Here is a 12,364-nt window from a genome sequence, read left to right on the forward strand (position 1 = left end):
TCGTCACAGATCGGTCTGCGGCAAACGCCTGCGGCGACGGGACGCCGGACGGGAAATGGCGCCGGCCATGGCTTCAGCCATCTCGGCACAGGCGGTAATACCCTGCACAAAAGGCCGATCATGCATTAACCACGGCAGCGCCGCGAACGCCACGCGGCCTCGTACCTCCGCAGGCTCCTGTAACGTGTAGTCGTCCCCTACGTCCGGGATCTCATCGCCGGTGGCCTGCAGCTGCTCCCGTAACGTCGGGAAGGGCAGATCTTTTGTTTTTAGCGCTCTTTGCCCGCGTGCATCAATAAAGACATCATAGGTGGCCCGGCTTTCCCGCGTGGTAATCACCGTTTTGTCCTCTTCGATCGCCATCTGGTAATCCTCGCCGAGGGCGAGAATGCGGATCGCTCCGGCTTCACGAAGCGCCAGCAGGCGGCGGATCGACTCTGACGGAATAGCGGCGTAATTATCGATGAACACCCGGGCGAGCCCGTCGCTAAAGCGCTGACTATCCCGCTCATCCAGATGCGGGACCATTTCCTGCACGGCCTCATGCAGCCGGAGGATGACATAGCGCCACGGAACGGTGTATTTCTCGCGCTTGTTGCGCTCGACTTCCATAAGATTGGCCTGCGCCCAGTGAAACGGGTCATGTTGGTGTCGTTCACGAAACCACGCGTCGCTGAAGCTATCGGCGTTCAGCGTCGGGAGGGCGATACCGGCACTCCATTGCGGATCGGCGCGCTCGATCTCCTCTGCCATCAACCGGAAAACGCGGTCAAGTAAACCCTCTGAACCGGCGGCAATCGCCTTTTCCAGCGCGTCAGGCGTCACCACCGAAAGCGGTTCATAGGGAATCGGGCAGTAAAAATCCGCTTCCGGCAATATGCCGGAGCGCGACATCAGGACAATATTCAGCGCTTTGCTGGCCGGATTGAGCCTGAACTGCAGCGAGCGCGCGGCGGATTCGACAAACTCGCCGTGCTGAACCACCACGGCCATCGCGGCATCAATACCGCTCAACGAGGTACCCATGATACCGACCCTGCATGCCGGGATCTCGGCATCCATCAGGCCGGACCACGGACTGGGGAAAAAGGTACGGGTGGACTCCTCGTCAGCGGGCCAGACGTGGCCCGTGGCGATGACCGCAAGATCGAAACGTTCCGCCGCCGACTCACCTTGTGCCCATAATCTGACGCCTTCTGCCGTGGCCTGCAGGTCGGTGACCTCACAGGATTCATGCACCGTCAGCGAGAAACCCTGTTGTCTGGCTCTGGCTGTCAGGCCGATAAACTGGTCGCGAAAATATTCGCCAAGCAGGATACGCGGAAGAAACTGGCGAACATGCAGCGAATCATAGCTGACGCCATAGCGGGCAAGGTGCTCCTCGCTTTGCTGTTTCAGCCAGTCGATATAGGGACAGAGGATCGGTGGGATTTCAATACTGGCGATATTGGCCAGCATCATGCGCGAGTTTTCTTCGTCGCTGTATGGCATGCCGACGCCGGCCTGACTCGCCTGCTCATAGACCGTCACCGCCAGCGGCTCCGGATATTTTAACAGGGAAAAAAGAGTATAAATCCCGGTGGGGCCTGCGCCGATAATCGCAATTTTCTTCATGCATCATCACCCGTGATAAACGTTCTTCCATTGCCGTTTCCCGCCTGCCGGACGGTCAACCGGGAAAAGCGATCGGCGCCTTAGGTTCAGCAGCGGGAGTCGGGTTTAAGTGTGGTCGAAAACCCCGGCGCCAGCCAGCTGGATGCATGCGGTCTGTACGTCGCTCCCGGCTGTCGGCTGGCGGGCAATAAAAAAGGGGCCTCTGTGCCCCGCAAAAGTTTTCCGCTGTTATATCGCTCAGGGAAAAGGAAACTGTTTCAAGGCCGGATGGGCTTCTGCTATTTCGCTGTGGGCACGAATTGAGTGGAAGTCATCGGCCTTCACCACCTCGGGGATCATCGCCTGAATAAAGGTCCATACCACGGCGCTGGTTACCGAGACCTGATCGAGCGGCGTGTTGAGCGCCCGGCGTTCCAGCGCGGCGTTCCATTCCCGGCAGGCAGACAGTAACTGCCAGGTGATGCGTTCAATCCACGGTTGATACTGTTTCTCTGGCGGCCGTAAGCGGTGTTCGTAAACCTGTTGTACGGCTTTTTCGCTGGCAGCCAGAATCCATCCCAGCGTCTGAAGATCTTCGGCCAGCGCAGGGCCGGCGGCGGGGAGCAATTTACGCTGCAAATCTGCCTGAGATTCGAAGTAATGAAGGATCAGCGTGGAGTCCATCAGCCGAACGGCGTTATCCAGAATCAGCGTAGGCGCCTTGACCACCGGATTGAATTTTGCGAAGGGTTCAACGGCACTAAACACCGACAGCGGCAGGTGTTCAAATTCGACACCGTACAGCGCCAGAGATACCGCGATGCGCCTCACGTAAGGGGAGTCCAACATGCCAATGAGTTTCATCATGATTCCTGTTTTCCTGTCTCTGAAAGGAGAATGCCGGGTCAATCAAGGTGCGCCAGGAAGGATATCACCGTGCGCATTGCCCCTGGCTGCAGAGAGACATTACGCCAGATTGGCGATAACGAATATTACGCATTTCTTACCTGAGATGTCAGAATGACTGACCGGTACTGTCGCCCGAGGTTTACCCTCCTGGACCAGGGTAACGTTGACCTCCAGGAGCCGGAATATAAGGAGCTGCTTCATGTCGGATTACCCACCGATCGCCAGTTTACGGAGCTTTGAGGCCGTTGCCCGACTTGGGAGCGTGACGCAGGCGGCGAAAGAGCTGCATGTCACCCATTCGGCAATCAGTCAGCAAATTAAAGTGCTGGAAGAGATGCTCGGCGTGAGATTGTTTACGCGTCACGGACGCGGAGTGCAGATTAACGAAGAGGGGCGACTGTATGCGATGCATGTCCGCGAGGCGCTGGAACATATCGCGGATGCCACTCGTCTGGTCCACGTTAAGCCGCGGACGACGACGTTAACCCTGGCCACGGTACCGTCTTTTGCCTGCCACTGGCTATTGCCGCGCCTGGATCGCTTTCGCACCAGCTATCCCCATATCACGTTGCGGCTGCTGGCCAGTCTGACGGTCACCAACATGCAGCAGGAGGCGGTGGATATCGCCATTCGCATGGGGAAAGGCGACTGGGAAGGGCTGGAAAGCCGCTATATGTTTGCCGATGAGCTGATTGTGGTGGCCGCGCCGCATTACAACGGCGGCGCGCTGCCGGCAACGCCGCAAGAGGTGGCGGCGAGTAAGATTCTATTTTCGATGGAATCCTGGAAAACCTGGTGCCTGAAGGCCGGGCTGGAGCGTGAGATCGTCGCCGGCGGACTCTGTATCAACGACTCGAATCTGGTTCTGGAAGCCGTGCGACTCGGCAATGGCATTGCGCTGGAGCGGCGCTCCCTGGTGCAGGGCGCGATCGATCGAGGAGAGCTGGTCCAGGTCACCGCCTGTTCTGCGCCTTATCCCTGGCCGTACTGGCTGGTCACCCCGCAGCAAAGTGAAAAGAAAACGGAGGTCTCGTTGTTCATCGCCTGGCTGAATGAAGAACTTGCGGCCTGGCGCCAGCGGGAAGATTTGCCGGCGCCGCGATAGCATTGTACCGGCGCTTGCCAGCGGGCCTCAACGGCCGGCGGATCGGGCAAATTCCCGCACCAGCGCCAGAAAGGCGGCCAGCCCGGCGGAGGGGTGACGTCTGCCGGGATAATACAGACACAGGCCGGGAAAAGGGGGCGTCCAGTCGTCCAGTAAACGAATGAGCCGGCCGGCCTCAATATCCTCGATGACATCCTGTTCAAGAAAGAAACCTATTCCCGCATCTTCCAGCACCGCAATCCGCGCCAGCGACGCCTCATCCAGCGTCAGCTGCCCGCGGACATCGACCTGTACCGTTTCTCCTTGCTTCTCAAGATGCCAGCGATAGAGGGAACCATCGGGCAGACGCACCCGGATGCAGGGATGATTGAGCAGATCTGCGGGGGTTTCAGGCCGCTTATGGTGCGAAAGATACTGCGCAGAAGCCACCACGGCATAGCGCTGAGGTTTGCCGAGGGAAAGTGCGATCATATCCTCCGGTATCAGGCTGGCGACCCGTACTCCCATATCGAAGCCTTCCGCAACGATGTCGATCAGCCGGCCATCGGTGACGATATCCACCTGCATTTGCGGATAGCGGCGCAAAAACTCCAGCACGACCCGGGAGAGAAGCGTCCGGGCGGCAAACGGAGGCGTATTGATGCGCAGGACGCCAGAAGGGGTTTCGCTGCGGGAGCGGACAACCTCAAGGGCCTGATGAACGCCCTGCAGCGACGGACCGATGTTATCGATAAACAGGCGACCGGCGTCGGTGAGCCCCACGCTGCGGGTAGTCCGGTTAAATAGACGTACGCCCATTTCGGCTTCAAATCTGGCGATGATATGGCTCAATGCGGTGGTTGATACCCCCAGCTCGATCGCCGCCGCGCGAAAGGTCCCTCGTCGGGCGATGGCCAGAACGGCATCTAAATCCGTCAGCGTGATTCGCGACATTATCCCATTTCCTTCATCATGGCATCCCGGTTTGTCCTGATTGTTTAAATTATAAAGGATTCTTAAAGTTAAGCCGTAGCGTTTAATCACGGGAGATTCACTATGGATACGCCATCAGCAGTACAGGCCTTTTTTGCCGCTGAAGATCTGGAGCGCGTTGTCAGCGCCTTCACCCCGGATGCGGTGGTGAAAGATGAAGGGAATACCTATCGCGGACGGCAGGCCATCCGCGAGTGGCGGGTTGCCGCCAGACAAAAATACCGGTATGTCGCCGAACCTATTGAGACGATAACGCAGGGCGCCAGGGTAAAGGTGCGCGCCAACGTCAGCGGAAATTTCCCCGGCAGCCCGGTCATCCTTAACTATGTATTTCGCCTGACGGCAGGGCAGATCGATGAGCTGGAGATCGGTGATGAGTGATTTTCTGGCGCTGGAAGGAAAGCGTGTTCTGATTACCTCGGGTACCAAAGGGGCCGGGGCGGCAACCGTGGCGCTGTTTCGCCAGCTGGGGGCGCGAGTGTTAACCTGCGCTCGCCATCTGCCGGACGCTCCTGTTGATGCGCTCTTTGTGACGGCGGATCTCGCCACGGCGAGCGGGTGCGCTCTGCTGGCCGCGGAGGTACAGGAGCAGCTGGGCGGCGTTGATATTATCGTTCATATGCTGGGCGGTTCTTCCTCCCCGGCAGGCGGGTTTGCCGCGCTGAGCGATGAGCTGTGGCAGCAGGAGCTGGATCTCAACCTTTTCCCTGCCCTCAGGCTGGATCGTCTACTGCTTCCCCTCATGCTCAACAGCGGGAAGGGGGTGATTATCCACGTCTCTTCAATCCAAAGAAGGATGCCGCTGCCGGAGTCAACCACGGCCTACGCCGCGGCAAAAGCCGCGCTCTCCACCTACAGTAAAAGCCTGTCGAAAGAGGTTTCCCCCAGGGGCGTTCGTGTTCTGAGCGTGGCCCCCGGCTGGATTGAAACCGAGGCGGCGGTCAGATTTGCGCAGCGGCTCGCGCAGCAGCAGGGGGTTGAGTATGCGCGAGGGAAACAAATCATCATGGACTCATTAGGCGGAATTCCACTCGGTCGTCCGGCGCAACCCGAAGAGGTGGCCAATCTGATTGCGTTTTTAGCCTCCGACCGGGCGGCATCGATAACCGGGGCAGAATACCTCATTGATGGTGGAACCGTGCCGACGGTTTAACCATCACCACGGACTGGCAAGGCGCGGCGAAAGGTTTTCTCCTCACTCAGTCTTGATGGCAAGGTATTGCTGCCAGGGCTTCAGAGGGGCGTGGAGCGTGCGAGGCGGGGATCAAAGGTAAAGGGATACTGACGCACGGAGGCCAGGGCCTCGCTGAACGCGGGATGCAGCGGGTTTAAAATGGCGTTGTTTTCATAGGGAATAATGCAGGAGGGAAGCATCAGCGCCAGACCGCTGCCCGACTGTAGCCAGCCGGTGCCCAGATCCATTGTGGAAACGGGCATCGGATTTTCTTGCCAGTTATCCGGTAACCACTGTTTATCGAGGGATTCCACTTCACTGTCCGGTATCTCGATACTATACAGCTGATACTGGTTGAGGATTGCCTCATTTTTGACGTGAACCAGGATCTCCAGTGACGCCAGGGCAATGGAAGTGGACACATAGACCGCCGGGTGTCCCTGGTGATTCCAGCGCCCGCCGTACTGGTTGGCCCCGCTTCCCGTCCAGGCTTCGCTGGCGTAACGGCCGGTAACCAGACGATAGAAAATCATGCAAAGACGCCGTGTTCCAGGCGACCAATCAGGTCTGTTACTTCCAGCGCGCCGCTCTCGGTAGCAATCAGATCGATGGGGGCGACATTGCCCAGTCCTCTGACCGGCGACTGCAGCCAGTCGTAGGCATCCTGCTTGCTGCCAAAATAGTCGACGGCGGTATCCAGGACCCTGACAAAACGCGCCACACGTTCGCTTTCGCCTGGCGTCAACGTGCCGCCCGCGCTCTTGCGCCGGGCAACGTTGCGCTCATTAATCCCGGTGATGCGCAGAATGTCGGTTTTCGACATTTCCGTCCACTCATGAATATTATCCAGAATGCTGACCGGTAATCCCATACTCAGCAGCTCAATCAACTGCATACCGCGATTCGCCGGTAGCCCGGCATAGCGCCACAGCGCATTATCGGCAGGTTGCTCTGCAGGAACCCAGGTTTTCATCTTCCCTCCTGAATAAGGACATTTGTCATGCTTTATTATAGTCATTTGTCGGGTTGTTGAAAATATAATCGCCGGGCAGGTCATGAGTTGATTGCGGTTTTGTGGCTGGCGGCCCCGAAAACAGTCCGCAGTAAGGACCGTCAGCTGGACGGTCCTCCGGGGTCGTTTTATTCGTCGCGGATTCAACGTTTACTGCTGCAACACTTCAGCAAATTTCGCCAGCCATTGCGGATGGGCGGGCCAGGCCGGGGCGGTGACCAGGTTGCCGTCAACATGCGCCTGATCGATACCGATCTCAGCATAATGCCCGCCGCTGAGCCGTACTTCCGGCGCGCAGGCCGGGTAGGCGCTACAGGTGCGGCCTTTCAGTATTCCGGCGGCGGCCAGAAGCTGCGGGCCGTGGCAAACGGCGGCAATGGGTTTGTGCGCCGCGTCAAACGCCTGAACCAGTTTGAGCACCTCGTCATTCAAGCGCAGATACTCCGGCGCTCGTCCACCGGGGATCAGCAGGGCGTCATAATCCTGTTCTTTTACGGCAGCAAAGTCGGCGTTGAGGACAAAGCGGTGCCCGGGTTTCTCGCTATAGGTCTGGGCACCGTCAAAATCATGGATCGCCGTCATGATATAGTCGCCTTTGCTCTTATCCGGGCAAACCGCGTCAACCTGATGGCCAATCATCTGCAATGCCTGAAACGGCACCATGGTTTCGTAATCTTCGGCATAATCACCAACCAGCATCAGAATTTTTTTGCTCATAAGGGTTGTTCCTCAGGGAATAAAGATGCCTAAGGTATAGTCCAGGGGCGAAGGGAATGCGAACCGCAAGTGGCGTTGTGTGTACTGATACCGCGGTGTTTCGCCTGTGCTCTGCTTTTGGAGCGCGCGCAGTTCTCGGCCTGAGTGACTTTGGTAGACGATAAATGATTGCCGACCTGCGGCAGGGAGCCGGGCAAGGAACTACTGAAGCGTCTGGCCAATCCCGAAACTGTAAGGGCGTGAAATCGTACGCCATATCGCGTTCTTGTAATGCATTAATGTAATTTCTCATCGGTGTGTGCAGATTGACGATGATCTGCGCGTTTTATATTGCTGCCCGGTCCCGTCAGGACAATAATCGCCCATAGAGATGTCTCCTCACTGAATACAGGCCGCCATGATTATAAAAATCGTTTGTCTGAGTCTGCTTTGCATCATCCTGCTCTCCCTTGGCGCCAGCCTGGCCCAGACGATGTATCAACGGGAGCTACGTCCGCAGGAGGGCTGGTGGTCCGCCCGTCGTGACTCAGCTGGCCTGGCGCCTGATCCCCAGCAAAACGCCCGCCTGGCCATTGTGCAGGTTTACGCTGCGCCCACCTGGGGCTGGAAAGGCGTGGTGGCGGTGCATCCCTGGATTATCTATAAACGCGCCGGGGAAACGGAATATAACCGCTATGAAGTGATTAGCTGGGGAGGCGGGGAGAAGGTGCGCCGTAATAGCAACCCGCCGGATGGCTACTGGTTCGGCGCGAAACCTCGTTTACTGGTGGAGCATCGGGGAGCAGAGGCCGAGGCCATGATCCCGCAGATTGTCGCGGCAATTGCCTCCTACCCCTGGCCGGATACCTACCACGCCTGGCCGGGTCCTAACAGTAACACCTTTCTGGCCCATATTGGGCGCGAGGTGCCCGCGCTCAAACTGGATATGCCGGCCAACGCGGTGGGGAAAGATTTTCGCTCGCTGCTGAATCCCATTGGCCTACCGCCATCCGGGCGCGGGCTGCAGGTGTCGGTGCTGGGTATCGCCGGCGTAACGCTGGGAGCTGAAGAGGGATTTGAACTCAATCTGCTGGGGCTGAACGTCGGCCTGGATTTCACGCCGCTACGTATCCGTCTGCCATTTATTGGCGGACTGGGCCATGACAATTTATCCAATAACGCTGCGGAACACTCCCGATAAATGGCGACGCTCCCCACCTGCAGCTAAGCCAACATTGCGTATCGCTGCTGCACATTTCTCCTCAATGTGGCCAGAAAGGTCGATGTTGGCATTTTAATTGTTATGTTATAACATAACAATTAAAATGCTGTGGTCACGCTGAGTGGCCCGAAATCAGCGGACCAATGACAAATGAAGTACGAGGAGATAAAAGGCAATGTCTGACATCAGCGTAGAAAGACAGGGCGACATGCGTCTGCCGGTGACCGTTCTGTCCGGTTTTCTGGGCGCCGGGAAAACGACCCTGCTCAACCATATTCTGAACAACAGAGAGGGCAGGCGTGTTGCGGTTATCGTCAATGATATGTCGGAGGTCAATATTGATGCCGCTCTGGTCAGGGAAGGGGGCGCCGAACTTTCACGTACCGATGAAAAACTGGTTGAAATGAGTAACGGCTGTATCTGCTGCACGCTGCGGGAAGATCTCCTGCTGGAAGTGAATCGCCTGGCGAAAGAAGGGCGCTTTGATCAGCTGGTTATCGAGTCTACCGGTATTTCTGAACCGCTTCCGGTTGCTGAAACTTTTACCTTTGCCGGCGATGACGGGCAAAGTCTTTCAACCGTGGCGCGTCTTGATACCATGGTGACCGTCGTGGATGCCTTCAATTTTTTGCGTGATTATGACTCTGCAGATAGCCTCCGCTCACGCGGAGAATCACTGGGCGAAGGCGATGAGCGCAGCGTGGTCGACCTGCTCATTGAGCAGATTGAATTCTGCGATGTGCTGGTCCTGAACAAAGTCGATCTGATCGATGACGGGCAACAAGAAAAGCTAACGGCTATTTTGCGCTCTCTGAATCCACGGGCAAAAATAGTTGTTTCGCAGTTTGGTCAGGTAGCACTGGATAAGGTCCTGAATACCGGGCTGTTTGATTTTGATAATGCCGCACAGGCGCCAGGCTGGCTGAAGGAACTGCGCGGCGAACATACCCCGGAAACAGAAGAGTATGGGATTAGCAGCTTTGTTTTTCGCGCCCGCCGGCCTTTCCATCCGGCCCGTTTCTGCCAGGTGATGGCACATGAGCTGGCCGGAGTGGTCAGATCGAAAGGATATTTTTGGTTGGCCAGTCGTCCGGAATTTGCCGGCGCCTGGTCCCAGGCCGGTGGCGTGGCGCGTCAGGAACTGGGGGGAATGTGGTGGGCAAGTGTCCCCAGAGAACGCTGGCCTCAGGATGATGAGTCGCTGAAATTTATCCGGGCAAACTGGATGGATGGTGTGGGCGATGCCCGGCAGGAACTGGTGTTTATCGGAATGAATATGGATGAATCAGCACTACGCGCCAGGCTGGGTTCGGCTCTGCTTACGGACGAAGAAATGGCGGAGGGGCCGGGCGAATGGCGTCACTACTCCGACCCGTTTGCGCCCTGGGTTGCCGCATAAGTCAACGCAAGAGACCCGGTAAAAGCCGGCTCTTCATCGCTTCTCTGTGCAATAACGCCGCAGAGACGGCGTGCGTGCGGGAATATTCGTCAAGGGGGCTGCTGAGAGGATAAACTGGCCCCAGTCCTGTTTCAGCAATGGCCTGAATAACTGCAAAGGAGAGATGAGCGTGTTACAGCGAGAAATGTGCGAAATTCACACCGTTCGATAACCTACAGACGGTTGCTGATGTCTGCGGAATAAAGAATGGTGCGTCCGAGTGGACTCGAACCACCGACCCCCACCATGTCAAGGTGGTGCTCTAACCAACTGAGCTACGGACGCATTATGGTGCGTTTAATTGGACTCGAACCAACGACCCCCACCATGTCAAGGTGGTGCTCTAACCAACTGAGCTATAAACGCATTATGGTGCGTTCAATTGGACTCGAACCAACGACCCCCACCATGTCAAGGTGGTGCTCTAACCAACTGAGCTATGAACGCAATGTTGTGGTGACAACGGGGACGCATATTAGCGATCGGATGGGGTTGTGGCAAGAGGCAAACGTCACTTTTCTTTCAGATCTCACGCGATTGCGGAAGTTTTACGCATATTGCTCATATTTTACTGATGCTAAAGGATATTTCTTATCCAGTTGCCCTGGTCTCGCTGCGGCGTCGTGCCTGACGCGGCGCGAAGTAAGGCCTGGCGACGCTGTCGGGAGAGAATGAGTGATTCGTCAGGCGAATGGTGCAAGAGGCGTCGCAGACGCGGGGGCCGGAAAAGAGAGGTTACCTGAAAATAAGGCGAAGGGTAAAAAGTGCGCAAAGGACTAACAGGATCAGAATAAGCTCAAAACGATAGCGCTGTAGCATAGTGGCCTCCTGAAATAAAACCGGCGCTGAAACAGCGCCGGTTTATGATTAACTCAACTTAGCGGAAAAATTAAGCAGCCGGTTGGGCAGCCGGTTTAGCGGCCTGATGCTTAGTGGTTTTGTGATGTTTTTTTGCCGCCTGAGCTTTCTGGGCTACCGGTTTAGCCGCCGCTTTGTGGTGTTTTTTAGCGGCCTGGGCTTTCTGGGCTACTGGTTTGGTTGCTGCTTTGTGATGTTTTTTCGCGGCTTGGGCTTTCTGTTCAGCGGCCGGTTTGGCGGCGGCTTTGTGATGTTTTTTCGCGGCCTGGGCTTTCTGCTCAGCGGCCGGTTTGGCGGCAGCTTTGTGGTGTTTTTTCGCAGCCTGAGCTTTCTGCTCAGCGGCCGGTTTGGCAGCGGCTTTGTGATGTTTTTTATGATGAGTGGTTTTGGCAGTGGTGCTGTGAGTTGCAGCCGCCGGAGCCTGAGTGGTGCTTACTGCGTCAGCAGCGAAAGCAGCAGAAGACAGACCCATAGCAGCGGCAACGACCAGAGCTAATACTTTTTTCATTCTGATATCCTCGAAATTATTTCTTCAGTGAACCCCACTGCGGGGCTGTTGAAATCACTATAAGTTTTTCTTTTTCAGGCTTCAGTGAGTGTTTGGTATCGGCGAGTAACGGAATGTACAACGCATAGAGCGGGCGAAAAGCCGGATGCTCCGCTAACAGCGTCAGCGGAGGGGGGGTTAGCGACGCGGTGTATCGGACAGCGTCGTGAGCAGCGTCGGGCGGGTCATTCGTACGCAATAGGCAGGCTGGCCGCGTTCAAAACGCCATCCTTCGGACAGAGGTCCGGCGTCTACGGTGTCAAAGCCAAATGCCTCGTACAGCGCGGCGGCGATCGCTTTTCCTTTTTCACTATCGCCTGCCAACGGCAGCGCCCGACGATTTTCCGCGCCCGCGGGCAGTCCATCGCTTTCCAGCTGGGTCATGGGAATCGCGTTAAACGCTTTGGTGACGGTAGCGGCAGGCAGGATTTGGGCGAGCAATTCGCTGGTGGTGGTTTCTCCTGACTCCAGCGCCTCGATCGGGCCGTCACGCTCGGGATAGTAATTCACTGCATCAATGACATGTTTATCCTGAATTACGCTGACCGGCAGCGAATGGATGGCGCTGAGCGGCACGGCAATGACCACCACCTCGCCAAATTCGGCAGCTTCCTCTGCGCTGCCGACCTGACAGCCAATCATCGGCCCCAGGCTGAAAAGCGTCTGGGGCCCTCGTGAGTTACTCAACATAACGTCGTGACCGGCGGCAAGCGCCAGCTTCGCGACAGACCGGCCAACGAATCCGGCGCCGATAATGCCAATCTTCATTTTCAACTCCTTACGAATGATCTGAGAGTGTTGATAAATTTAATTCCATCCCCGCAGAAGATAAATCGTA

General features: G+C 56.8%; 14 protein-coding genes and 3 tRNA genes. 5 read left to right on the top strand and 12 right to left on the bottom strand.

All coding sequences use genetic code 11. The features are described 5' to 3' along the window. Positions 1-3 precede the first annotated feature (3 nt). Both Q1L34_RS10980 and Q1L34_RS10985 read right to left on the bottom strand, forming a co-directional pair. The gene (locus Q1L34_RS10980; RefSeq protein WP_099843742.1) at positions 4-1,614 is read right to left on the bottom strand and encodes an FAD-NAD(P)-binding protein; all 1,611 of its coding nucleotides are present in this window, start codon (positions 1,612-1,614) and stop codon (positions 4-6) included. 237 nt (positions 1,615-1,851) lie between these two features. Then, positions 1,852-2,460, bottom strand: a complete 609-nt coding sequence (locus Q1L34_RS10985; protein WP_069475887.1) for a glutathione S-transferase family protein — start codon at positions 2,458-2,460, stop codon at positions 1,852-1,854. Between the two features lie 241 nt (positions 2,461-2,701). Here Q1L34_RS10985 and gcvA point away from each other — a divergent pair, with 241 nt between their 5' ends. Beyond that, on the top strand, positions 2,702-3,607 hold the full coding sequence (gene gcvA, locus Q1L34_RS10990; protein WP_032716408.1) for a transcriptional regulator GcvA: 906 nt from the start codon (positions 2,702-2,704) through the stop codon (positions 3,605-3,607). Positions 3,608-3,634: 27 nt separating this feature from the next. Here gcvA and Q1L34_RS10995 read toward each other — a convergent pair whose 3' ends face one another. Then, positions 3,635-4,540: a LysR family transcriptional regulator gene (locus Q1L34_RS10995; protein ID WP_044349852.1), complete on the bottom strand. Its 906-nt coding sequence runs from the start codon at positions 4,538-4,540 to the stop codon at positions 3,635-3,637. Positions 4,541-4,642: 102 nt separating this feature from the next. Here Q1L34_RS10995 and Q1L34_RS11000 point away from each other — a divergent pair, with 102 nt between their 5' ends. After that, positions 4,643-4,960 carry a nuclear transport factor 2 family protein gene (locus Q1L34_RS11000; RefSeq protein WP_180553818.1) on the top strand — a complete coding sequence of 106 codons (318 nt, stop codon included), beginning with the start codon at positions 4,643-4,645 and terminating at the stop codon, positions 4,958-4,960. Continuing rightward, the gene (locus Q1L34_RS11005; protein ID WP_088912307.1) at positions 4,953-5,732 is read left to right on the top strand and encodes an SDR family oxidoreductase; all 780 of its coding nucleotides are present in this window, start codon (positions 4,953-4,955) and stop codon (positions 5,730-5,732) included. The genes Q1L34_RS11000 and Q1L34_RS11005 overlap by 8 nt, the downstream gene beginning before the upstream one ends. An 80-nt stretch (positions 5,733-5,812) precedes the next feature. On the opposite strand, the gene Q1L34_RS11010 is transcribed toward Q1L34_RS11005, so the two are convergent. The 3 genes from Q1L34_RS11010 to Q1L34_RS11020 all read right to left on the bottom strand — a co-directional run bounded on the left by Q1L34_RS11010 (position 5,813) and on the right by Q1L34_RS11020 (position 7,482). Then, entirely contained in the window at positions 5,813-6,286 is a 474-nt protein-coding gene (locus Q1L34_RS11010; RefSeq protein ID WP_015584188.1) for an RES family NAD+ phosphorylase, read from the bottom strand. Beyond that, complete coding sequence (locus Q1L34_RS11015; RefSeq protein ID WP_004862777.1) at positions 6,283-6,726, bottom strand: Xre family toxin-antitoxin system antitoxin; 444 nt, start codon at positions 6,724-6,726, stop codon at positions 6,283-6,285. The genes Q1L34_RS11010 and Q1L34_RS11015 overlap by 4 nt, the downstream gene beginning before the upstream one ends. A gap of 189 nt (positions 6,727-6,915) precedes the next feature. Next, positions 6,916-7,482, bottom strand: a complete 567-nt coding sequence (locus Q1L34_RS11020) for a DJ-1/PfpI family protein (protein WP_015584190.1) — start codon at positions 7,480-7,482, stop codon at positions 6,916-6,918. A gap of 397 nt (positions 7,483-7,879) precedes the next feature. Between Q1L34_RS11020 and Q1L34_RS11025 the strand changes: the two genes are divergently transcribed. Beyond that, complete coding sequence (locus Q1L34_RS11025) at positions 7,880-8,662, top strand: DUF3750 domain-containing protein (RefSeq protein ID WP_032717546.1); 783 nt, start codon at positions 7,880-7,882, stop codon at positions 8,660-8,662. A 196-nt stretch (positions 8,663-8,858) separates the two neighbouring features. Next, positions 8,859-10,082 (top strand): zinc metallochaperone GTPase ZigA, encoded by a 1,224-nt coding sequence (gene zigA, locus Q1L34_RS11030; protein ID WP_004862767.1) that lies wholly within the window; start codon positions 8,859-8,861, stop codon positions 10,080-10,082. A gap of 247 nt (positions 10,083-10,329) precedes the next feature. On the opposite strand, the gene Q1L34_RS11035 is transcribed toward zigA, so the two are convergent. From Q1L34_RS11035 to Q1L34_RS11055, 6 genes are all read right to left on the bottom strand, one after another. Continuing rightward, positions 10,330-10,406, bottom strand: a tRNA-Val gene (locus tag Q1L34_RS11035). Between the two features lie 4 nt (positions 10,407-10,410). Then, positions 10,411-10,487: transfer RNA gene (locus tag Q1L34_RS11040), tRNA-Val, on the bottom strand. Between the two features lie 4 nt (positions 10,488-10,491). Next, a tRNA-Val gene (locus tag Q1L34_RS11045) sits at positions 10,492-10,568 on the bottom strand. 288 nt (positions 10,569-10,856) lie between these two features. Continuing rightward, the gene (ydgU, locus tag Q1L34_RS28520; RefSeq protein WP_099130681.1) at positions 10,857-10,940 is read right to left on the bottom strand and encodes a small membrane protein YdgU; all 84 of its coding nucleotides are present in this window, start codon (positions 10,938-10,940) and stop codon (positions 10,857-10,859) included. 70 nt (positions 10,941-11,010) lie between these two features. Next, complete coding sequence (gene asr, locus Q1L34_RS11050; protein WP_071887178.1) at positions 11,011-11,487, bottom strand: acid resistance repetitive basic protein Asr; 477 nt, start codon at positions 11,485-11,487, stop codon at positions 11,011-11,013. A gap of 177 nt (positions 11,488-11,664) precedes the next feature. Further along, positions 11,665-12,294, bottom strand: a complete 630-nt coding sequence (locus Q1L34_RS11055) for an NADPH-dependent F420 reductase (protein WP_044349432.1) — start codon at positions 12,292-12,294, stop codon at positions 11,665-11,667. Positions 12,295-12,364: the final 70 nt, after the last annotated feature.

Source organism: Klebsiella ornithinolytica, from assembly GCF_030505655.1.
Taxonomy (GTDB): Bacteria; Pseudomonadota; Gammaproteobacteria; order Enterobacterales; family Enterobacteriaceae; genus Klebsiella; species Klebsiella ornithinolytica.

What these genes read in the sequence shown, in the direction of transcription:
- Q1L34_RS10980 (WP_099843742.1), bottom strand. Translation starts at nt 1,614, where the DNA reads ATGAAGAAAATTGCGATTATCGGCGCAGGCCCCACCGGGATTTATACT.
- Q1L34_RS10985 (WP_069475887.1), bottom strand. Translation starts at nt 2,460, where the DNA reads ATGATGAAACTCATTGGCATGTTGGACTCCCCTTACGTGAGGCGCATC.
- gcvA (WP_032716408.1), top strand. Translation starts at nt 2,702, where the DNA reads ATGTCGGATTACCCACCGATCGCCAGTTTACGGAGCTTTGAGGCCGTT.
- Q1L34_RS10995 (WP_044349852.1), bottom strand. Translation starts at nt 4,540, where the DNA reads ATGTCGCGAATCACGCTGACGGATTTAGATGCCGTTCTGGCCATCGCC.
- Q1L34_RS11000 (WP_180553818.1), top strand. Translation starts at nt 4,643, where the DNA reads ATGGATACGCCATCAGCAGTACAGGCCTTTTTTGCCGCTGAAGATCTG.
- Q1L34_RS11005 (WP_088912307.1), top strand. Translation starts at nt 4,953, where the DNA reads ATGAGTGATTTTCTGGCGCTGGAAGGAAAGCGTGTTCTGATTACCTCG.
- Q1L34_RS11010 (WP_015584188.1), bottom strand. Translation starts at nt 6,286, where the DNA reads ATGATTTTCTATCGTCTGGTTACCGGCCGTTACGCCAGCGAAGCCTGG.
- Q1L34_RS11015 (WP_004862777.1), bottom strand. Translation starts at nt 6,726, where the DNA reads ATGAAAACCTGGGTTCCTGCAGAGCAACCTGCCGATAATGCGCTGTGG.
- Q1L34_RS11020 (WP_015584190.1), bottom strand. Translation starts at nt 7,482, where the DNA reads ATGAGCAAAAAAATTCTGATGCTGGTTGGTGATTATGCCGAAGATTAC.
- Q1L34_RS11025 (WP_032717546.1), top strand. Translation starts at nt 7,880, where the DNA reads ATGATTATAAAAATCGTTTGTCTGAGTCTGCTTTGCATCATCCTGCTC.
- zigA (WP_004862767.1), top strand. Translation starts at nt 8,859, where the DNA reads ATGTCTGACATCAGCGTAGAAAGACAGGGCGACATGCGTCTGCCGGTG.
- ydgU (WP_099130681.1), bottom strand. Translation starts at nt 10,940, where the DNA reads ATGCTACAGCGCTATCGTTTTGAGCTTATTCTGATCCTGTTAGTCCTT.
- asr (WP_071887178.1), bottom strand. Translation starts at nt 11,487, where the DNA reads ATGAAAAAAGTATTAGCTCTGGTCGTTGCCGCTGCTATGGGTCTGTCT.
- Q1L34_RS11055 (WP_044349432.1), bottom strand. Translation starts at nt 12,294, where the DNA reads ATGAAGATTGGCATTATCGGCGCCGGATTCGTTGGCCGGTCTGTCGCG.